This window comes from Streptomyces sp. NPDC003284 (assembly GCF_053589675.1).
Genome location: NZ_JBSFSI010000006.1, coordinates 308,231 through 327,524, shown reverse-complemented (window position 1 = coordinate 327,524; position 19,294 = coordinate 308,231). Strand labels below are relative to the sequence as shown.

Sequence of the window (19,294 nt, the reverse complement as noted above, 5' to 3'; positions counted from 1 at the left end):
GCGGGCGGCTACGCCTCGGCGCGGGCCTGCTCGTACTGGTGCGCCAGCCCGTCCAGCAGCGCCGCGAGCCCGGTCTCGAAGGCGCGTTCGTCGATCTTCTCCTGCTGCTCGGCGAGCAGATGGGCCTGGCCGAGGTGGGGGTAGTCGGCGGGGTCGTAGGCGCCCGCGTCGTCCGGGAAACCGGCCGCGAAGGAGCCGAGCGCGGAGCCCATGACGAAGTAGCGCATCAGCGCGCCGACCGAGGTGGCCTGTGCGGGCGGCCAGCCCGCGTCGACCATCGCCCCGTAGACCGCGTCGGCCAGGCGCAGCGCCGCCGGGCGGCGGCCGGGGCCGTGCGCGAGGACGGGGACGATGTTGGGGTGCGCGCGCAGGGCGGCCCGGTAGGAGACGGCCCAGTCGTGCAGCGCGGTCCGCCAGTCGCGGCCGTCCTCGAACATCGACAGGTCGACCTGGGCGCTGACCGAGTCCGCGACCGCCTCCAGGATCTCGTCCTTGGTGCGGAAGTGGTTGTAGAGCGAGGGGCCGCTGACGCCCAGTTCGGCCGCGAGGCGGCGGGTGGAGACGGCGGCCAGGCCCTCCGCGTCCACCAGCTCCCGCGCCGTCGCGACGATGCGGTCGGTGCTGAGGAGGGGCTTGCGCGGTCGGGCCATGGCGCACATAGTAGGGCTGCGGACTAAAACTAGCAGTGGTAATTTAATTGTTCGGCTTTCAAGGTCCAGGGTCGGCACAGGCCCGGGATCCGGCATCTGTGGGGTGATCCGTCATGCATCTCGGTCTCAGCGAGGAGCAGACAGCGGTACGGCAGCTCGCCCGGGACTTCGTCGCACGGGAGATCGCCCCTCACGTCGTCGCCTGGGACCGCGCCGAGGAGGTCGACCGGGGCATCGTGAAGAAGCTCGGCGAGGTCGGCTTCCTCGGGCTGACCATCGACGAGGAGTACGGCGGCTCGGGCGGCGACCACCTCGCGTACTGCCTGGTCACCGAGGAGCTGGGCCGCGGCGACTCCTCCGTGCGCGGCATCGTCTCCGTCTCGCTGGGCCTGGTCGCCAAGACGATCGCCGCCTGGGGCGACGCGGAGCAGAAGCGGCGCTGGCTGCCGGGCCTGACCTCCGGCGCGTACGTCGGCTGCTTCGGCCTCACCGAGCCCGGCACCGGCTCCGACGCGGGCAGCCTCGCCACCCGGGCCGTGCGCGACGGCGACGACTTCGTCCTCGACGGCACGAAGATGTTCATCACCAACGGCACCTGGGCCGACGTCGTGCTGCTCTTCGCCCGCTCCACCGACGCCCCCGGCCACAAGGGCGTCTCCGCCTTCCTGGTGCCCGCCGACACCCCGGGTCTGACCCGCCGCACCGTGCACGGCAAGCTCGGGCTGCGCGGCCAGGCCACCGCCGAACTGGTCCTGGAGGGCGTGCGCGTCCCCGCCTCCGCCCTGCTGGGCGAGGAGGGCAAGGGCTTCTCGGTCGCCATGTCGGCGCTGGCCAAGGGGCGGATGTCGGTGGCCGCGGGCTGTGTCGGCATCGCGCAGGCCGCCCTCGACGCGGCCGTGCGGTACGCGGGCGAGCGCGAGCAGTTCGGCAAGCCCATCGCCCGCCACCAGCTCGTCCAGGAGCTGATCAGTGACATCGCCGTGGACGTGGACGCCGCCCGGCTGCTGACCTGGCGGGTGGCCGATCTCGTCGACCGCGGGCAGCCGTTCGCCGTCGAGTCCTCCAAGGCCAAGCTGTTCGCCTCGGAGGCCGCCGTGCGCGCGGCCAACAACGCCCTCCAGGTCTTCGGCGGCTACGGCTACATCGACGAGTACCCGGTGGGCAAACTGCTGCGCGACGCCCGGGTGATGACCCTCTACGAGGGCACGAGCCAGATCCAGAAGCTGGTCATCGGGCGGGCGCTGACGGGCGTCTCGGCCTTCTGAGGTCCGGCCGTACGGCTTCCGGGGCGCCCGTCCGCGCGGGCTCGGGGACCCGGCCGCACGGACGTCTGAGTACGCGTCTGAGTACGCCGGCGGATGTGGCGGCGGCCACCTCCGCGGATGCTGGGCCGCATGAGTGACACATCGGTCAAGCACCAGAACACGGCCGCCTTCTACGGCCAGGCCGTCGCCTCCTTCGCCATCGCCATGGCGGCCACCGCCATCGGCATCTTCCGGCTGGACGCCAACGCCTGGGTGCGGTCCTTCCTCGCCATCGCCGTCCTCTACCTCGTCACCTCCGCCTTCACCCTCGCCAAGGTGATCCGGGACCGGCAGGAGGCCGGGCAGATCGTCAGCCGGGTCGACCAGGCCCGGCTGGACAAGCTGCTCTCCGAGCACGACCCCTTCGAGAAGATCTGACCGGCCGCGCCCCGGTCCGCCCCCGGGCCCCGGCCGCAACCGTCCCCACCGGGGATGCTAAGCGCCCGCTCAGCTTCGGCGGTATGGTGGACCCCTTGACGCAGAGAGGGGCGAACGAGCGATGAGTACGGCGCAGGAGACGGCCGGCGGGGACGCGCACCCGTGGGCCGAGGTCACCCCCGACGCGGCCCGGCGGCTGCTCGTGGCCGCGGTGGAGGCCTTCGCCGAGCGGGGCTACCACGCGACGACGACCCGCGACATCGCCGGCCGGGCCGGGATGAGCCCCGCCGCGCTCTACATCCACTACAAGACCAAGGAAGAGCTGCTCCACCGCATCAGCCGCATCGGCCACGAGAAGGCGCTGGAGATCCTGCGCACGGCCGCCCGGCGCGAGGGCAGCGCCACCGAGCGGCTCGCGGACGCCGTCAGCTCCTTCGTCCGCTGGCACGCACGCGGGCGCACCACCGCGCGCGTCGTGCAGTACGAACTCGACTCCCTCGGCCCGGACGCCCGCGCCGAGATCCTCGCGCTGCGCCGCCTGGTCGACGCCGAGGTGCGCGCGGTCGTCGAGGAGGGCGTGGCCGCGGGCGAGTTCGACGTCCCGGACGTGCGCGGCACGACGCTGGCCGTGCTCTCCCTGTGCATCGACGTCGCCCGCTGGTTCAACGTCGAGGGGCCCCGCACCCCGGAGGAGGTCGGCGCGCTCTACGCCGACCTCGTGCTGCGCATGGTCGGGGCCCGGCCGGACGCCGCCCGGGAGTAGGTCAGAGGTAGTAGCGGGAGACCGACTCCGCCACGCACACCGGCTTGTCGCCGCCCTCGCGCTCCACGGTGAAGGCGACGCTCACCTGCACCCCGCCCTCGACGTCGCGCACGCCGGTGACCGACGCCGTGGCGCGCAGCCGGGAGCCGACCGGCACGGGGGAGGGAAAGCGGACCTTCTCGGTGCCGTAGTTGACGCCCATCCGCACGCCCTCGACCCGGATCAGCTGCGGTCCGAACAGCGGGAGCAGCGACAGGGTCAGATAGCCGTGCGCGATGGTCGTGCCGAAGGGGCCCGCCGCGGCCTTCTCCGGGTCCACGTGGATCCACTGGTGGTCGCCGGTCGCCTCGGCGAACAGGTCGATCCGCTTCTGGTCGACCTCCAGCCAGTCGGTGTACCCCAGCTGCTCGCCCACCGCCGCCCTCAGCTCGTCGGCGGAGGTGAAGATCCTCGGCTCTGCCATCTGCCCGGCCTCTCGCGTCGCACATCGTCCCGTATGTCTAAGCAACTGCTTAGCATGCTCGGTGCGGCGGCCCCTGTCAACGGAACCGGCCCGGACGCGGTGGGTAGGCTCTGAGGAGTGCCCCAGATTCCCGAGAAGATCAACGAGCTGACCGTGGGCCAGATGTCCGCCCGCAGCGGCGCGGCCGTCTCCGCCCTCCACTTCTACGAGGCCAAGGGCCTGATCAGCAGCCGCCGGACCACGGGCAACCAGCGCCGCTACAGCCGTGACGCGCTGCGCCGGGTCGCCTTCGTCCGGGCCGCCCAGCGCGTCGGCATCCCGCTGGCCACCATCCGCGCGGCCCTCGCCGAACTCCCCGAGGAGCGCACCCCCACCCGCGAGGACTGGGCCCGCCTCTCCGCGGCCTGGCGCTCCGAACTCGACGAGCGCATCGAGCAGCTCAACCGCCTGCGCGACCACCTCACCGACTGCATCGGCTGCGGCTGCCTCTCCCTGGACACCTGCGTCCTGTCCAACCCGGACGACGCCTTCGGCGACCGCCTGACCGGCTCCCGCCTGATGGCCGAACGCCCCGGCACCCCCGCCCCCGCCGCCGACCCGCCGAAGAACTCCTGACCCGCCCGGCGCCGACACCCGGTCCGGTGCCGGGGCGCCGTGGTCCGCCCGCGCGGTGTCCGCCGCTCCGGTGGCACCGGGCGTCGGCCGGTGCACCTGTTCTGGCGGATGCAGGCGTGGAGGTACGTGGGCGCCACCGCCGGGGGAGGGGCGCGCCTGCCGGACGCGCCACGAGCCCGGTGCTCGGGCGGACGTGGGGTCGGCGTGGTCCGCTCGCGCGGACGGAGCGCCCGGCGCCGACACCGGCGGTGCCGGACGGGAGCCGGGTACGCGCGGGAGATCACCGTCGCCGGGCGGGGCGGAGACGACCCGCGGGCGGGCGACCCCGGCTGCGTCCGGGCCCGGCGCGAGCCGGTGCACCCGTTCGGGCGGGCGGGCCCGGGTCAGGCGCGTACGTACGCGGTACTGCGCCGAGAGAGCCCCGCGGTCCCGGCACGGCGCCCGCCCTGGAGTCCGCCCCGGGGCGGTGCCCGTCCCGGGACCTGTCCCGACGCGGAGCCTGTCCCGGGATCCGTCCCGACGCGGTGCCCGTCCCGGGACCCGTGCGGCGTCGATGTGCCCGCGGATGCCCGCGCCGCCCCGGCGCGTCGCCGAGGCGCCCGCTCCGCTCCGGTGCGCCCGGCTGCGGCCCGTCCCGGCGCGGCGCCTGCGGCGCGGCATGCGGCCCGTCCGGTGTCCGGCCCGCCCGGCGTGGTGTCCGGCCGGGACCCCGTACCGCCCCGGCGCTCCCGTGGAAGGCCATACCGCCCCGAGCAGCCCCCGGACGGGGAGGCGCCCCGCCGCCGTCCGGGATCCCTCCGGGCGCCCGTTCCGCCCGCGGCCTACAGCCCGCCGGCCTGGCGGCGGGCCAGGCGCAGCGCCTCCGTGACCAACTGGGCGTTGGACGCGGCGGGTTCGCCGTCGGGCAGGTGGAGGGTGTCCTCCAGGCCGATGCGGGTGGGCAGGCCGAGCCGGGCCGCCAGGGTGAGGACGGGCCAGGTGCCCGCCTCCTCGCCGTGCAGCAGGACCGGGCGGCCGTGCGCGTCGCCGACGGCGGCCAGCAGGGCGCGGGCGGACGCCTCGGCGCTCGCGGCGGCCGGGTCCGTCACCTCCGCCAGGACGCGCAGCACCCGGGGAGCGAGCGGCGAGGCGGCGAACCGGGCCGGGCCGTCCGTGCCCGACCACAGGCCGGCCTCGACGCCGACGCCCCGGTCGAGCAGGGCGGCGGCCAGCTCCTCGGCGCCCGGCTCGTGCCAGTTGACCGAGGCGAGGTCGGGCAGCACGGTCCAGTCCCGCACCCGCGCGAGGCGGGCCGCCGGACCGGGCTCCGTCCAGGCGCCCGTGGTCACCCCGACCGGTACGGCCACCCGCTCCCTGATCGCCTCCACCGTGGCCGCCACCACGCGGGGCGACAGGCTCTCGCGCCCGCACGGCGTACGCGGATGGACATGCACCTCGGTGGCGCCCGCCGCGACGGCCGCCGCCGCGGACCCGGCCGCCTGGTCCGGGGTGAGCGGCACCGCCGCGCCGTCCCGGGCCGTACGGGAACCGTTCAGACACACCTGCATGCCCGCGACAGTGCCCCGGACCGCGCCCCGGTACTCCTCCCCGGCGGCGGTCCGGCTCAGGCCGACACCAGCAGCCGCCGCCCGCGCCGGGCGTCCGCCAGGGCCGCGGGGGTGAGCACGGGCCGCGGGACCAGGATGCCGCAGTCCGCGCAGACCGGTCCCGAGGACGGCTCGTGGTCCAGGCCGTACCGCCACACCAGGCGCTCCGCGCCGCACACCGGGCACGCCGCGCCCGGGTCGCGCTCCAGCGCGGCGATCAGCCGGCGCAGCACCTCGGCCAGCGGCTCGCCGGGGTGCACCCGGGGGTCGTCGCACCAGGCGACCCCGAAGCCGCCCCAGGTCAGCCGGTGCCAGTCGTCCACGCTGCCCGGCCGGCGCAGCCCGTCGTGCTTCTCCTTCCTGCGCCGCCCGGCGAACTCGGCCTCGTAGGCGAGCCACACCGAACGCGCCTCCTCCAGCTCCTCCAGCGCGGCCACGAGCCGCACCGGGTCGGGGGACCTGTCCTCCGGGCCGAACCCGGCGCGGGAGCACAGATGGTCCCAGGTCGCCCGGTGCCCGTAAGGGGCGAACCGCTCAAGGCACTTGCGCAGTGAGTAGCGCCGCAGTGCCAGATCGCACCGCGGGTCCCGCACCTGTCTCGCCAGACTCCGGAAACCGGCCATCGCCCTGCACCTCCGTCACACCTGCACCTGCTACTTCGGTCACTTCGGCGCCGTCGTACGGATGGGTCGTACCGACGTCGTCGGATAGACGCGTCTGCCCGCGATTCGGCTCCATCCGATTTCCGGTGTCCGCCACAGCTTCGCCCTGATCGACCGTCATGTCCGTCACGCAGACTCCAAAAAGTGACGCGTGTTCATCTTCCAAGTCGGAGCTACCGCCGGTAACGTCCCGCCCCACCCCCGTCGGGAGGAGCAGTCATGCCACGGCGCACCCCACTCAGCGCGCTCGACAGAATGAGAACTCCCCGCAGATTCCCCGGGTTCCTGAAGACCGCATCCGTATGCGTCCTCATTGCCGGTCTTTTGTCACCCTTTTCCCAAGCGGTTGCCGCGAGCGGCGCACCGAAGGCCGCGGCCGCGGACGACTACTGCGGCGGACAGTGCTCGGACATCCTGCCGCCGGGCGAGAACGGCAACGCCACCCTCGCCCAGATCCTCCTCAACCAGGCGTTCGGCACCCAGCCCGGCCACGCCGAGGACCAGCTCGGCCCGTACGCGAACCTGGCCAAGGGCTACCCGGCGCTCACCACCGACAAGATCAACACCTTCTTCAACGACGCCTCGTTCGGCGTCCCCTCCGGCCAGGTCGCCTCCAGCGAGAAGCCGGCCGGACGCGGCGACGTCACCATCGTCCGCGACAAGAAGACGGGCGTACCGCACATCACGGGCACCACCCGCTACGGCACCGAGTTCGGCGCCGGGTACGCCGCCGCCGAGGACCGGCTGTGGCTCATGGACGTCTTCCGGCACGTCGGCCGCGGCCAGTTGACCTCCTTCGCGGGCGGCGCCCCCGCCAACCAGGGCCTTGAACAGCAGTTCTACCGCAACGCGCCCTACACCGAGGCCGACCTCCAGGCGCAGATCGACACCGCCGTGGCCAAGAACGGGGAGCGCGGGCAGCAGGCCCTCGCGGACGTGAACGCCTACCTCGCCGGGATCAACGCCTACATCGACGCCTCCGACCCCGGCCGCTACTTCCCCGGCGAGTACGTCCTGACCGGACACAAGGACGCCATCACCAACGCGGGCACCATCGACCACTTCAAGGTCACCGACATGGTCGCGCTCGCCTCGGTGGTCGGCTCGCTGTTCGGCGCCGGCGGGGGCGGCGAGGTGAACAACGCCCTGTCGCTGCTGGAGGCCCAGGCCAAGTACGGCGTGGCGGAGGGCACCAGGGTCTGGGAGTCCTTCCGCGAGCGCAACGACCCCGAGGCCGTCCTCACCCTGCACGACGGCCAGAGCTTCCCCTACGCCGCCAAGCCCGCCTCCGCGCAGGGCGAGGCGCTGCCCGACGCGGGCTCGGTGACGGCCGAACCCCTGCTGTACGACCGCACCGGCAGCGCGAAGAGCCAGACCGCGACCGGCACCGCGGACACCGTCGCGAAGAGCGCCCTGTCCTCGGCCCGCCGGGGCATGTCCAACGCCCTCGTCGTCAGCGGCGCGCACACCGCGAGCGGCCACCCCGTCGCCGTCTTCGGACCGCAGACCGGCTACTTCGCCCCGCAGCTGCTGCTGCTCCAGGAGATACAGGGGCCGGGCATCAGCGCCCGCGGCGCCTCCTTCGCGGGCCTGAGCATGTACGTCGAACTGGGCCGCGGCCAGGACTACTCGTGGAGCGCCACGACCTCCGGCCAGGACATCATCGACACCTACGCCGTCGAGCTGTGCCAGGACGACCACCACTACCTCTACCACGGCACCTGCACCGCCATGGACCAGGTCCAGCAGGCCAACGCGTGGAAGCCCACCGTCGCCGACGGCACCGCGGCCGGTTCGTACACCATGCGGGTGTGGCGCACCAAGTACGGCCCGGTCCAGTACCGCGCCACCGTCGGCGGCAAGAAGGTCGCCTACACCACCCTGCGCTCCTCCTACCTGCACGAGGCCGACTCCATCATCGGCTTCCAGATGCTCAACGACCCCGACTACGTCAAGGGCCCGCAGGACTTCCAGAAGGCCGCGCAGCACATCAACTTCACCTTCAACTGGTTCTACGCCGACTCCCGCCACACCGCGTACTACAACAGCGGCGACAACCCGGTGCGGGCCGCCGGAGTCGACGCCGAGTTCCCGGTGTGGGCGCAGCCCGCCTACGAGTGGCGCGGCTGGGACCCGGCCGCCAACACCGCCGACTACACCGCGCCCGCCGCGCACCCCAACTCCGTCGACCAGGACTACTACATCTCCTGGAACAACAAGCAGGCCGAGGACTACGCGGCCGCGCCCTGGGGCGAGGGCTCGGTGCACCGCGGCAACCTGCTGGAGGACCGGGTGAAGAAGCTCGTCGCGGCCGGCGGGGTGACCCGCACCGCGCTGACGCAGGCGATGGCGGCCGCGGCCGTCGCCGATCTGCGCGCCGAGGACGTGCTGCCGAAGCTGCTGAAGGTGATCGACGGCGCGCCGGTCACCGACACCGCGGCCGCGGCGGCGGTGGACAAGCTGCGGGCCTGGCTGACCGCGGGCGCCCACCGCACCGAGACCTCGGCCGGCTCCCAGAAGTACGCCGACGCGGACGCCGTCCGCATCCTCGACGCCTGGTGGCCGCTGCTGGTCGAGGCCGAGTTCGAACCGGGCCTCGGCAGCGCCCTGTACACCGCCTTCGGCGCCAACCTGCCCGTCGACGAGGCGCCGTCCGCCGGACACGGCCCGACCGGCTCGCACGCCGGAAGTGCCTTCCAGTACGGCTGGTGGAGCTATGTCGACAAGGACATCCGCGCGGTCCTCGGCGAGCAGGTGAAGGGCCCGCTGGCGCAGAAGTACTGCGGCGCCGGCAGCCTGACCGCCTGCCGCGACACCCTGCTCGGCACGCTCAAGCAGGCGGCGGGAATGACCGCGGCCCAGGTCTACCCGGGCGACGACCAGTGCTCGGCGGGCGACCAGTGGTGCGCCGACTCGATCGCCCAGCGCGCCCTGGGCGGCATCAAGCACGGCAGGATCAGCTGGCAGAACCGGCCCACCTACCAGCAGGTCGTGGAGTACACCTCGCACCGGTGACGCCGGGCCACCTCCGGGCCACCCCCGGGCCCCGGCGGTGACGGTGCCGGCGGCGGGTCAGCGCACGCGACCCGCCGCCAGCACCAGCCGGGCCAGCTCCGGGTGCACGATGTCGCTGTGCGCACCGGCCGGCGGCCCGCCGTTCCTGATCACCGCGGACGCGTCCACGTTCACGCACCCGGCGGCGGGCAGCGGCCCGCGCAGCGCGTCGGCCAGGGTGCACGCGCGCGTGCCGGGCACCCCCTGCACACCGTCGTGCCCCAGGGCGCCCCACCGGGGACCGAGCAGCGCCCCGATGTCCACCCCGAGCACCGACCGGTCGTCGCCGGACAGCCGCGACGCCAGCGGGTAGAAGGTGCCGAGCGCCGTGTCGTGGGAGGAGTGGCAGCACACCACGGGGCCGTCGACCCGGTGCTCCTGGCCCTGGAGCACCCCGCCCGTGCGCGGGTCGCCGGGCAGCCGGGCGGCGAACGCGTAGTGCGAGAACGCGCCCTGGAGCAGCGTCACCGACTTCACCGCCCGCACCCGCGCGGGCAGCCCGCGCAGCGCGAACGACACCAGCCGCCCGCCGAAGCTGTGCCCCACCAGATGGATCCGCAGCTCGGGCACCGCCTGCGCGAGCCGCCCGACCACCGGTCCGAGCCCGCGCTCGCCGACCGTGCCCGCGCGCCGCTTCATCGCGTAGTACGCCGCCTGCCGCAGCAGTTCCTTGGCGCCCTCCCACGGGTCCGGCAGCGCGAACGCCGCCGCGCCGCCGGGCGCCTCAAGGCCCGCGAGGGCGGCGGCGAACTCCGCGCAGACCTCCGCGGCGGGCCGGGTGAACATACGGGGACCGCTCTCGGGGACGCCCTCCGCCACCGTGTCCGCGGCGAAGTGCGCCTGCGGTCCCGCCGGCACCACCTCCACCAGCAGCCGCACCAGCCGTCCGAACTCCTCCTCCGCCCCCTGCTCGCGCGGCCGCTCGTCCAGCATCCGCACCAGCCGGTCCACCACCGTGGCCCGCCCCGGGAAGGTCTCCAGCAGCGCGTGCCGGGTGTCCTTGTCGAGGGCGGGGCCGGGCGCGGCGCCGGTGGCGGCGGAGCGCGGGAAGTCGGGGATCGGCTCGTCGCAGAACCGCATCGACGGCCAGATCACCCCCACGTACCCGACCCGCGCGCCCGGCGCGAGGTCCGGGACGGGGGCGAGGAAGTGCCGGTAGAGGAGGGTGGCGCCGGTGCGGTCGTTGTTCCAGCCGTGTGCGAGGACGATCAGGTCGCGCACCCCGCTCGCACCCGCCTGCGCGAGCAGCCGGTCCCGCTCCGGGCCGTCCACGTCCCCGTCCGCGTCGAACGTCAGCTCCCAGTAGGGGGCCGGATTCGTCCCTGGTTCCGTCATGACCGTCCCCCTCGTCCCGAAGCGGTGCGATGTGGGATGCATCGTCCCGCTGCCGGGGCGAGTTGGCCATACGTCAGGACGGGCGCGGAAGAGGAGTTCCCCGGCACGCCGCCGCCGTGCGCCGCGCCGGTGCGCGCCTCACCGGTACAGCAGATGGCGCCCGCGCGTACGGCGGAAGGCGGCCAGCTCGGTGCGCCAGCCGCCGACCACCTCGTCGGTGTCCGCGCCCGCGTCGATCATCGTGCGCACCCGGGCGGATCCGGTGAGCTTGTCGATCCAGTCGTCGGGGCGCCAGGCGAAGCCGCTCCAGACCCGCTTGGCGGTCACCAGCAGCGCGATCCCGGTGCGCAGCGGGTCGAAGGCGTCCCGGTCGTGCACATGGATCTGCACCCCGCCGACCGTCTTCCCCTCGAACTTGGAGAACGTCGGCGCGAAGTACGCCTCGCGGAAGCGGACCCCGGGCAGGCCGAGCGCGTTCGCGGCGTCCGCCCAGCGGCCGTCCAGGCCCTCCGCTCCCAGCAGTTCGAAGGGGCGGGTGGTGCCCCGGCCCTCGGAGAGGTTGGTGCCCTCGAACATGCACGTCCCCGCGTAGACGAGCGCCGTGTCCGGGGTCGGCATGTTCGGGCTCGGCGGCACCCAGGGCAGCCCGGAGGCGTCGTAGAACGAGGACCGGTCCCAGCCGGTCATCAGCACCGTCTCCAGCCGCACCGGGGTGGCCAGGAACTCCGCGTTGAACAGCCGCGCCAGCTCCGCGACCGTCATGCCGTGCGCCTGGGCGACGGGCTGCCGCCCCACGAACGTGGCGAACTCCTTGTGCAGCACCGGCCCCAGCGCCTCGCGGCCGGTCATCGGGTTCGGCCGGTCCAGCACCACGAACCGCTTCCCGGCGAGCGCGGCGGCCTCCATGCAGTCGTACAGCGTCCAGATGTACGTGTAGAAGCGGGCGCCCACGTCCTGGATGTCGAAGACCACGGTGTCCACGCCGGAGGCGGTGAACACGTCGGCCAGCGGCTGCCCGCTCTTGAGATAGGTGTCGTACACCGGCAGCCCGGTCGCCGGGTCGTCGTAGCGGCCCTCGGAGCCGCCCGCCTGCGCGGTGCCGCGGAAGCCGTGCTCGGGCCCGAACACGGCGCGCAGGTCCACCCGGCGGTCGGCGTGCATCACGTCCACGATGTGCCGGACGTCCCGGGTGACGCCGGTCGGGTTGGTGACGACGCCGACGCGCTGCCCGGCCAGCACCGCGTAGCCGTCGGCCGCCAGCCGCTCGAACCCGGTCCGCAGCGGCCGGCCCCGGCCCCGCGGTGCGGCCTCGGCCTGCGCGGCGGGGACGGCGGTGGCGGCCACCGCGGCCGTGGTGGCGAGCAGACTCCGACGGGACAGCTTCATCCGGTGACCTCCGTGATCGCGGGCGGGTGTCATGCCCACGCACGCTAGCGTGCGCCCCGCCGTGAGGGAACGAGCCGGGAGCGAGCCCGCGTACGCCCGGCCCGAACACCCCTTCCCCGTGGCATACCGACCGGTTAGTGTGTCGCCGCGGAGCCGATCCGCGAGCGCGTCGGACCAGGGCGAAGGAGATCGCTGGTGGAAGCCGTTCAGGGTGCGGGCGTGGTCGTCACCGGGGCCGGAGCGGGCATCGGCGCGGCCCTGGCCCGCCGGTTCGCCGCCGAGGGCGCCAGAGTCGTCGTCAACGACCTCGACGCCGCGAAGGCGGCGGCCGTCGCCGCCGAGACCGGCGGCATCGCACTGCCCGGCGACGCCTCCGCGATCGTCGCCGACGCCCGCGACGCGCTCGGCGGCACCGTCGACGTCTACTGCGCCAACGCGGGCCTCGGCTCGGCCGGCACCGAGGCCGCGGGCGAGGAGGTCTGGGCGCGGGCCTGGGACGTCAACGTCATGGCCCATGTGCGCGCCGCCGAGGCGCTGCTGCCCGGCTGGCTGGAGCGCGGCGCCGGCCGGTTCGTCTCCACCGTCTCCGCCGCCGGACTGCTCACCATGATCGGCGCCGCCCCCTACAGCGTCACCAAGCACGGCGCGTACGCCTTCGCCGAGTGGCTGTCGCTGACGTACCGCCACCGCGGGATCAAGGTCCACGCGATCTGCCCGCAAGGGGTGCGCACCGACATGCTCGACGCGGCCGGGAGCGCGGGCGACCTGGTGCTCAGGCCGACCGCCGTCGAACCCGCCGACGTGGCCGACGCCCTGTTCAAGGGCATCGCCGAGGACCGCTTCCTGATCCTGCCGCACCCCGAGGCGGCCGGCTTCTACCAGGCCCGCGCCACCGACCCCGATCACTGGCTGGCCGGGATGAACCGCATCCAGCGCACCTGGGAGCAGGCCCGGTGAGCGCCGCCCCCGCCTCCCGGTACGCGGCCAGGCCCTGGCTGCCGCTGCTCGACGACGCCCAGCGCGCCCCCGTCCACCCCGCCGACTCCCTGGTGCACGCCCTGCGCCGGTCGGCCGCCGAGACCCCCGACCGCACCTTCCTCGCCTACTTCGACGCCCGCCTCAGCCACCGCGAGACCGACGAGCTGAGCGACTCGGTGGCCGGACACCTCGCCGCGCGCGGCCTGCGCCCCGGCGACCGGGTGGCCGTCGTCCTCCAGAACTCGCCGCACTTCGTGCTCGCCGTCCTCGGCGCCTGGAAGGCGGGCGCGACCGTCGTCCCGGTCAACCCGATGTACAAGTCCGCCGAGGTCGCCCACGTCCTGAAGGACGCCGAGGTCAGCGCGCTCGTCTGCACCGACCGGGCCTGGGACTCCTTCCTGCGCGCCACCGCGGCCGGCTCGCCCGTGCGGATCGTCCTCACCGCCTGCGAACGCGACTTCCAGACCCGCGACGACCCGCGCGCGCTCGCCTTCGAACGACTGCCCGAGGCGCCGGACGCCGACGACCTGACGGCCGTGGCCCGCGCCGGACACCCGGCCCCCGCGGCGCCCGCACCGGCCCCCGGCGATCTCGCGCTGATCAGCTACACCTCGGGCACCAGCGGCACCCCCAAGGGCGCCACCAACACCCACGGCAACATCATGTACAACGCCGAACGCCAGCGCACCGGCCTCGGCCTGCCCGAGGCGCCCGTCTACTTCGCGCTGGCACCGCTGTTCCACATCACCGGCATGGTCTGCCAGTTCGGCGCCTGTCTGAACAGCGCGGGCACCCTGGTCCTGGCCCACCGCTTCGAACCCTCCCTCGTGCTGGAGGCGTTCGCCGAGCACCGCCCGCACTACACCGTCGGCCCGTCCACCGCCTTCATGGCGCTGGCCGCCCACCCCGCCGTCACCCCGGACCACTTCTCCTCCTTCCACGTCATCTCCTCGGGCGGCGCGCCCCTGCCGCCCGCGCTGGTCGAGGCGTTCCGCGCCCGCTTCGGCCCGTACATCCGCAACGGCTACGGCCTCACCGAGTGCACCGCGCCCTGCGCCTCCGTACCGCCCGGCCGCGAGGCTCCCGTCGACCCGGTCTCCGGCACCCTCGCCGTCGGCGTGCCGGGACCCGACACCGTCGTGCGCATCGTCGACGACACCGGCGCCGAGACGCCCTTCGGCACCCCCGGCGAGATCGTCGTCAGCGGCCCGCAGGTCGTCCCCGGCTACTGGCGGCGCCCCGACGCCACCGCCGAGACCTTCCCCGGCGGCGAACTGCGCACCGGCGACATCGGCTTCATGGACGAACAGGGCTGGCTGTACGTCGTCGACCGCAAGAAGGACATGATCAACGCGTCCGGCTTCAAGGTCTGGCCGCGCGAGGTCGAGGACGTCCTCTACACCCATCCGGCGGTGCGCGAGGCGGCCGTCGTCGGCGTGCCCGACGCCTACCGCGGCGAGACCGTCAAGGCGTACGTCAGCCTCCGCCCGGACGCCGCCGCGGAGCCGGACGCGCTCGCCGCGTACTGCAAGGAGCGGCTGGCCGCCTACAAGTACCCGCGGCAGGTGGAGATCCTGCCGGAGCTGCCGAAGACGGCGAGTGGGAAGATCCTCCGGCGGGAACTGCGTTCACGCGGTGACCGCGACGGCACCGAGCAGGACCCACGACACCCGTAGCACCAAGGAAAGGCAGGTGGCGGCAGTGCCCAGGACGACGGAATCGGCCGGGACCCCCGTGCCCCAGCGGCTGCTGGCCGCCGCCACCCGGCTCTTCGCCGCCCAGGGGTACGACCGCACCTCGGTCCAGGAGATCGTCGAGGCGGCCGGCGTCACCAAGGGCGCGCTGTACCACTACTTCGGCTCCAAGGACGATCTGCTGCACGAGGTGTACGCGCGCGTGCTGCGCCTCCAGCAGGAGCGCCTCGACGCCTTCGCCGACGCCGACGAGCCCGTGCAGCAGCGGGTCCGGGACGCCGCCGCCGACGTCGTCGTCACCACCATCGACAACCTCGACGACGCCTCGATCTTCTTCCGCTCCATGCACCACCTGAGCCCGGAGAAGTACAAGCAGGTGCGCGCCGAGCGGCGGCGCTACCACGAACGCTTCCGCGCGCTCATCGAGGAGGGCCAGGACCAGGGCGTCTTCTCCCGGGCCACCCCCGCCGACCTGGTGGTCGACTACCACTTCGGCTCCGTCCACCACCTGTCCACCTGGTACCGCCCGGACGGCCCCCTCACCCCGCAGGAGGTCGCCGACCACCTGGCGGACCTGCTGCTGCGAGCGCTGCGTCCGTGAGATGAACCGGCCGGGCCGCAGCGCCCGGACCCCGGGGCCGCTGCCCCCGCCCGCCGGCCTCTGTCCTCCGCGCCCTCGCCCGCGCGCCGGGTTGCGGCGCGGGCGGGCGGCACGGAGGGTCGGTGCCATGAAGGGCATCAGCTACCGCCGCTACGGCGGACCCGAGGTGCTGGAGTACGGGGACGTGCGCGATCCGAAGGTCGGCCCCGACTCGGTGCTGGTCGAGGTGCGGGCCGCCGCCGTGAACCCGGTGGACTGGAAGTGCCGCGAGGGCTACCTGGACGCCCTCCTGGACCCCGTCTTCCCGGTGGTGCCCGGCTGGGACCTCGCCGGGGTCGTGGTCCGGCCGGGCGCGGCGGTCACCGAGTTCTCCGCCGGGGACGAGGTCATCGGCTACGTCCGCGAGGACTTCCTGTCCCGCGGCACCTTCGCCGAGTACGTCGCCGCCCCGGTGCGCACGCTCGCCCGCAAACCGCGCGGCCTCTCCTTCGCCGAGGCGGCGGGCATCCCGCTGGCCGGGCTCACCGCCTACCAGGTGCTCACCGGGGCGCTGCGGGTCGGGCGGGGCGAGACCGTGCTCGTGCACGCCGCGGCGGGCGGGGTCGGTTCGTTCGCCGTCCAGCTCGCCGCCCATCTGGGCGCCCGCGTGATCGGCACGGCCAGCGAGCGCAACCACGCCTATGTGCGCTCCCTGGGCGGGGAGCCGGTCAGCTACGGCGAGGGCCTGGCGGAGCGGGTGCGCGGACTCGCCCCCGAGGGGGTGGCCGCGGTGTTCGACACGATCGGCGGCGAGACCACCAGGATCTCCGCCCAGCTGCTCGCCCCCGAGGGCCGCCTCGCCTCCATCGCCGACCCGGAGGTCACCGACTACGGCGGCCGCTACTGCTTCGTCCGCCCCGACGCCCGGGATCTGCTGCACCTGTCCGAGCTGGCCGAGCAGGGGGTGCTGAGCGTGCACGTGGCGCAGACGTACCCGCTGGCACGGGCGGCGGACGCGCTGCGGCAGAGCGAGGAGGGCCGGACCCGGGGGAAGATCGTCGTGACGGTGGACCGGGAGACGGCGGCCTAGCGGACCCGGGCCGCTCCCGCCGGAGCGGCCGGGGCCGCCTCAGAGCACCAGCACCGACGCGCACAGAGCCAGGGCCACCGTGCAGAGCACCGCCGCGGTGGCCAGCCGGGGGGTGAGGACGGGCGGGACCGCCGTCCGGGCCAGAGCGCGGATACGGGTCTGGGCCACCAGCAGGAAGCCCAGCCACAGCAGGAAGCACAGGGCGCAGACAAGCACCCCGGCGGCCGAGACACCGCCGTACAGCGCCGCCTTCACGGCGAGCACGGCCACCACCGTGCCGGACAGCGTCGTACGGCGCCAGGCGAGCCGCGTCCGCTCCGGCTGGAGCCCGGGATCGCGCCCGGCGGCCGCCGCCCGCGCACCGCCGCCCGCGCCCCCGGTGCCCCCGTGACCCTCGTCCGCCTCGTCCGCCCCGTCCGCGCCGCTCACCCCGCCCGTCCCGCGAGGACCACCACGACCATGGCGACGGCCACGACGGCGACGACCAGGCTCAGCACGGCGGGGAAGCGGGAGGCGGGCAGGTCCTCGCCGCGCCGCATCGCCCGTTCGCAGCGCACCCAGTGGTCGACGGCGCGCAGACAGCACAGCACCCCCGCGCCGAGCAGGGCGAGGGCCAGACCGACGCGCCAGGCCCAGCGCAGCCCCGGCAGGAACTGGTCCACGGCGAACCCGCCGCCGATCAGGGCGAGCGCGGTCCGCAGCCAGGCCAGGAAGGTGCGCTCATTGGCCAGCGAGAAGCGGTAGTCCGGGGTGCGGCCCTCCTCCCTGACCTCCTCGGGGGCGAACCACAGGCGGACGTTCCGTGCGAAGTCGATCACGGTGGGGACCCTACCCACGCGCGGCTGCGGCGGACGCCGGGGGCCGGGGTCACCCCGCCGCCCGGTACGCCTTCAGCCGCTCGTACGCGGCGAGGCCGTCCGGCACCCACTCCCACGCGCCGAGCCCCCGCTCGACCTCGTCCTCGGACAGGAAGCCGTGCCAGGCGACCTCCTCGGCCTGCGGGCGCACCGGCAGTTCGCAGCGCACCCGGTACACCGCCGACCACCAGCTGTGCCCGGCGCCGTCGTCGTACAGGAACGTGAACAGATGCTCGGGGCGCGGCAGCCCCGTCACCCCCAGCTCCTCCTCGGCCTCGCGCAGGGCCGCGTCGTCGTAGCTCTCCCCGGCGCCGACGACGCCGCCCACGAACAGGTCGTACAGGGACGGGAAGACCAGCTTGGACGCGGTGCGGCGGTGGACGAAGAGCCGTCCCCCGGCGTCCCGCGCCTCCACGAAGACGCAGCGGTGCCGCAGCCCGCGGGCGTACACCTCCCCGCGGGGTGCCTGTCCGACGACGCGGTCGTCGGCGTCGACGATGTCGAGGATCTCCTCCGCAGCGCTCATGCCCCCATCCAAGCAGCCCGCCCGGCACCGGGAGCGGGCGCACCGCACGCGGCGGGCCCGGCGGCCGGGCTCAGCGCGGCTGGAGCTTCCGCTTCTGCTCGGGCACCGAGGCGCCGCACGGCATCGCCGGATGCAGGCCGAGCAGCACGATGCCCGCCACGATCGCGGCCAGGCCCGCCGCCTCCCCGGTCAGCGCGGCGACGTCGGTGCGCAGGCGGTCGCCGAGGAAGCCGACCCCGCAGGCGATCCCGGCCAGCGGCTCGGCCGCGGTGAGCGCGGGCAGCGACATGCGCAGCGGCGCCGTCTCGAAGGCGCTCTGCACCAGGATCAGCCCGGTGACGCCGATGACCAGCAGCCCGTACGGCTGCCAGCCGGTGAACAGCTCCGACCAGCCGCCCGCCGAGAAGCGCTGCCCGCTCACCCGGGTCAGCGCGTCCTGCACCCCGTACAGCAGCCCCGCGGCCACCGCGAGCAGCACCGGCCCCCAGCTGAGCCGGGACCGCTTGGCGTAGGTGGTCAGCAGCAGCGCGACGCCGACCATGGTCCCGATGATCAGCCAGTGCCGCAGCGGATCGGTGACCGCGCTGCCCGCCCGGGGCCGGCCCGCCAGGATGAACGCCGTCACGCCGCCCGCCAGCAGCGCGAGCCCCAGCCAGCCCTGGCGGCCCAGCGGCTGCCGGGTCTGGCTGCGCGACAGCGCCAGGGCGAACAGCAGATTGGTCGCGAGCAGCGGTTCCACCAGGGAGATCTCGCCGTGGCCCAGGGCGACGGCGCCGAGCACCATGCCGAGCACCATCAGCCCGAGCCCGCCCAGCCAGCGCGGCACCCTCATCAGGTCCAGCAGCAGCCGGGGCGAGAGGAAGTCGCTGAGCGGAGCGCGCTGGGCGGCGTTCTGCTGGAGGACGAAGCCGAAGCCCAGGCAGCACGCGGCGCTCACGGCGAGAGTCAGAACCAGAACCGACACGCTGCGTACCTCGATCATCCGGCCGGGCCACGGGGTGCGTAGGGGCCGACTCTAGCGTTCCAGGGCACTGTCCGCCGGTGCGTGTACCCGGATCCGCGCGCTCGACCCGGCCGCTGCGGTCCGTCCGGGAGGGCGGCGGCACGGCGACACGGCCATGGTGGGCCGCCGCACGGAAGCGCGCCATGGCCTGCGCCACACGGGTGAAGGAAGCCCGCGGACCCGGTCCGGCGGCGCGCCGCCCGCCGCCTTCCGCAAGTACCGCCCCTTCACGTCGAGTTGACGCGTGTAACACTCCGGCGGCCCTTGACGCCGACTGTTGGCTGCGGGTTTGCTGTCCGTGATCGGGCGACCAGCGATCGGTGACCGGGAGCGGACCCGCACCCAGCGGGAGGGACGCGAGCGGCAGGAA

General features: G+C 74.4%; 19 protein-coding genes. 9 read left to right on the top strand and 10 right to left on the bottom strand.

Annotated elements, in window-relative coordinates:
• Window positions 1–8: 8 nt before the first annotated feature.
• Window positions 9–650: a TetR/AcrR family transcriptional regulator gene (locus tag ACWDYF_RS16330; protein WP_064531960.1), complete on the bottom strand. Its 642-nt coding sequence runs from the start codon at window positions 648–650 to the stop codon at window positions 9–11.
• Between the two features lie 113 nt (window positions 651–763).
• Here ACWDYF_RS16330 and ACWDYF_RS16325 point away from each other — a divergent pair, with 113 nt between their 5' ends.
• From ACWDYF_RS16325 to ACWDYF_RS16315, 3 genes are all read left to right on the top strand, one after another.
• Window positions 764–1,915, top strand: a complete 1,152-nt coding sequence (locus ACWDYF_RS16325) for an acyl-CoA dehydrogenase family protein (RefSeq protein WP_389464023.1) — start codon at window positions 764–766, stop codon at window positions 1,913–1,915.
• Between the two features lie 129 nt (window positions 1,916–2,044).
• Complete coding sequence (locus ACWDYF_RS16320; RefSeq protein ID WP_381741451.1) at window positions 2,045–2,332, top strand: YiaA/YiaB family inner membrane protein; 288 nt, start codon at window positions 2,045–2,047, stop codon at window positions 2,330–2,332.
• Between the two features lie 121 nt (window positions 2,333–2,453).
• Window positions 2,454–3,095 carry a TetR/AcrR family transcriptional regulator gene (locus ACWDYF_RS16315; RefSeq protein WP_381741452.1) on the top strand — a complete coding sequence of 214 codons (642 nt, stop codon included), beginning with the start codon at window positions 2,454–2,456 and terminating at the stop codon, window positions 3,093–3,095.
• Window position 3,096: 1 nt separating this feature from the next.
• On the opposite strand, the gene ACWDYF_RS16310 is transcribed toward ACWDYF_RS16315, so the two are convergent.
• Window positions 3,097–3,558: a MaoC family dehydratase gene (locus ACWDYF_RS16310; RefSeq protein ID WP_018570401.1), complete on the bottom strand. Its 462-nt coding sequence runs from the start codon at window positions 3,556–3,558 to the stop codon at window positions 3,097–3,099.
• Window positions 3,559–3,675: 117 nt separating this feature from the next.
• Here ACWDYF_RS16310 and soxR point away from each other — a divergent pair, with 117 nt between their 5' ends.
• Window positions 3,676–4,173, top strand: coding sequence for a redox-sensitive transcriptional activator SoxR (soxR, locus tag ACWDYF_RS16305; RefSeq protein ID WP_389464026.1), 498 nt, complete (start codon window positions 3,676–3,678; stop codon window positions 4,171–4,173).
• A gap of 821 nt (window positions 4,174–4,994) precedes the next feature.
• On the opposite strand, the gene ACWDYF_RS16300 is transcribed toward soxR, so the two are convergent.
• Together ACWDYF_RS16300 and ACWDYF_RS16295 are read right to left on the bottom strand one after the other, a co-directional pair.
• A complete protein-coding gene (locus ACWDYF_RS16300; RefSeq protein ID WP_389464028.1) occupies window positions 4,995–5,720 on the bottom strand; it encodes a 3-keto-5-aminohexanoate cleavage protein in 726 nt (241 codons plus the stop codon).
• Window positions 5,721–5,776: 56 nt separating this feature from the next.
• On the bottom strand, window positions 5,777–6,382 hold the full coding sequence (locus tag ACWDYF_RS16295; RefSeq protein WP_018570398.1) for a hypothetical protein: 606 nt from the start codon (window positions 6,380–6,382) through the stop codon (window positions 5,777–5,779).
• A gap of 258 nt (window positions 6,383–6,640) precedes the next feature.
• On the opposite strand from ACWDYF_RS16295, the gene ACWDYF_RS16290 reads away from it, so the two are divergent.
• Window positions 6,641–9,436 (top strand): penicillin acylase family protein, encoded by a 2,796-nt coding sequence (locus ACWDYF_RS16290; RefSeq protein ID WP_389464031.1) that lies wholly within the window; start codon window positions 6,641–6,643, stop codon window positions 9,434–9,436.
• A gap of 57 nt (window positions 9,437–9,493) precedes the next feature.
• Here ACWDYF_RS16290 and ACWDYF_RS16285 read toward each other — a convergent pair whose 3' ends face one another.
• Together ACWDYF_RS16285 and ACWDYF_RS16280 are read right to left on the bottom strand one after the other, a co-directional pair.
• Entirely contained in the window at window positions 9,494–10,810 is a 1,317-nt protein-coding gene (locus ACWDYF_RS16285; protein ID WP_381741460.1) for a serine-threonine protein kinase, read from the bottom strand.
• Window positions 10,811–10,948: 138 nt separating this feature from the next.
• Window positions 10,949–12,196 carry an exo-beta-N-acetylmuramidase NamZ family protein gene (locus ACWDYF_RS16280; RefSeq protein WP_389464032.1) on the bottom strand — a complete coding sequence of 416 codons (1,248 nt, stop codon included), beginning with the start codon at window positions 12,194–12,196 and terminating at the stop codon, window positions 10,949–10,951.
• A 192-nt stretch (window positions 12,197–12,388) separates the two neighbouring features.
• Between ACWDYF_RS16280 and ACWDYF_RS16275 the strand changes: the two genes are divergently transcribed.
• The 4 genes from ACWDYF_RS16275 to ACWDYF_RS16260 all read left to right on the top strand — a co-directional run bounded on the left by ACWDYF_RS16275 (window position 12,389) and on the right by ACWDYF_RS16260 (window position 16,538).
• A complete protein-coding gene (locus ACWDYF_RS16275; protein ID WP_026252960.1) occupies window positions 12,389–13,153 on the top strand; it encodes an SDR family oxidoreductase in 765 nt (254 codons plus the stop codon).
• The gene (locus tag ACWDYF_RS16270) at window positions 13,150–14,850 is read left to right on the top strand and encodes a class I adenylate-forming enzyme family protein (RefSeq protein ID WP_389464034.1); all 1,701 of its coding nucleotides are present in this window, start codon (window positions 13,150–13,152) and stop codon (window positions 14,848–14,850) included. Before ACWDYF_RS16275 ends, ACWDYF_RS16270 begins: the two co-directional genes overlap by 4 nt.
• A 25-nt stretch (window positions 14,851–14,875) precedes the next feature.
• Window positions 14,876–15,469 carry a TetR/AcrR family transcriptional regulator gene (locus ACWDYF_RS16265; RefSeq protein WP_026252959.1) on the top strand — a complete coding sequence of 198 codons (594 nt, stop codon included), beginning with the start codon at window positions 14,876–14,878 and terminating at the stop codon, window positions 15,467–15,469.
• A 127-nt stretch (window positions 15,470–15,596) separates the two neighbouring features.
• The gene (locus ACWDYF_RS16260) at window positions 15,597–16,538 is read left to right on the top strand and encodes an NADP-dependent oxidoreductase (protein WP_389464036.1); all 942 of its coding nucleotides are present in this window, start codon (window positions 15,597–15,599) and stop codon (window positions 16,536–16,538) included.
• 39 nt (window positions 16,539–16,577) lie between these two features.
• On the opposite strand, the gene ACWDYF_RS16255 is transcribed toward ACWDYF_RS16260, so the two are convergent.
• From ACWDYF_RS16255 to ACWDYF_RS16240, 4 genes are all read right to left on the bottom strand, one after another.
• The gene (locus ACWDYF_RS16255; RefSeq protein WP_389464038.1) at window positions 16,578–16,967 is read right to left on the bottom strand and encodes a DUF202 domain-containing protein; all 390 of its coding nucleotides are present in this window, start codon (window positions 16,965–16,967) and stop codon (window positions 16,578–16,580) included.
• Window positions 16,964–17,356 (bottom strand): YidH family protein, encoded by a 393-nt coding sequence (locus ACWDYF_RS16250; RefSeq protein WP_389464039.1) that lies wholly within the window; start codon window positions 17,354–17,356, stop codon window positions 16,964–16,966. The genes ACWDYF_RS16255 and ACWDYF_RS16250 overlap by 4 nt, the downstream gene beginning before the upstream one ends.
• 49 nt (window positions 17,357–17,405) lie before the next feature.
• A complete protein-coding gene (locus tag ACWDYF_RS16245) occupies window positions 17,406–17,921 on the bottom strand; it encodes an NUDIX hydrolase (protein ID WP_381736985.1) in 516 nt (171 codons plus the stop codon).
• 70 nt (window positions 17,922–17,991) lie between these two features.
• Window positions 17,992–18,885: a DMT family transporter gene (locus tag ACWDYF_RS16240; protein WP_389464042.1), complete on the bottom strand. Its 894-nt coding sequence runs from the start codon at window positions 18,883–18,885 to the stop codon at window positions 17,992–17,994.
• Window positions 18,886–19,294: the final 409 nt, after the last annotated feature.